Here is a 701-nt window from a genome sequence, read left to right as displayed (position 1 = left end):
CTCAACCCCCCGCAGTACTTCTTGGCTCATCGGACGCCTCGCCTTTCGCAAGCCAGTGGATCCGCGGGATCCGCGTCTCAGTCAAAACTGGGAATAATGTTGGCCTTGTCGATCATATCGATCGGCAACAGGAACTCATGGTCATCTACTTGCACCACGACATCCTGCTCTTCTACACCGCGCAGAAGGCCCTGAAAGTTGCGTCGACCTTCGAAAGGCGAGCGCAGCTTGATCTTCACTTGTTCACCGGCAAATTTTGCAAACTGCTCAAGAGTGAACAGTGGGCGCTCCATGCCAGGCGAGGAAACTTCGAGGGTGTATTCAACGGAGATTGGATCTTCAACATCCAGTACACCACTGATCTGACGGCTGACAATGGCGCAATCGTCCACCAGCACGCCACCCTCTTTATCGATATAAACGCGCAACATCGAGTGACGACCTTGAGCCGAGAACTCGATACCCCAGCATTCATAGCCTAGGGCCACGACCACCGGGGCCAGCAAGGCCTGCAACTCTTCTAGCTTGCTCGACACCTGAACCCCCTAGTGCATGATATGTGCATGCTATGCAAAATAAAAAAATGGGCTAAACGCCCATCCTTGAAACGCCGTCGAACAGCGGCGTTGAAAGTGTCCAGCTAACAAAAAGCCCCTTAAAAGGGGCTCCTTAAACTGGTTGCGGGGGCCGGATTTGAACCG

At 53.5% G+C, this 701-nt stretch carries 1 protein-coding gene; it reads right to left on the bottom strand.

The window, feature by feature from the left end; genetic code table 11:
* Positions 1-77: 77 nt before the first annotated feature.
* The gene (gene rimP, locus ACIONG_RS30475; RefSeq protein ID WP_007915250.1) at positions 78-536 is read right to left on the bottom strand and encodes a ribosome maturation factor RimP; all 459 of its coding nucleotides are present in this window, start codon (positions 534-536) and stop codon (positions 78-80) included.
* Positions 537-701 lie beyond the last annotated feature (165 nt).

The sequence above is a fragment of the Pseudomonas sp. NPDC087817 genome, from assembly GCF_044742875.1.
GTDB lineage: Bacteria > Pseudomonadota > Gammaproteobacteria > Pseudomonadales > Pseudomonadaceae > Aquipseudomonas.
The sequence above is the reverse complement of the archived record's forward strand: the minus strand, read 5'-3'. Positions and strand labels throughout refer to the sequence as shown.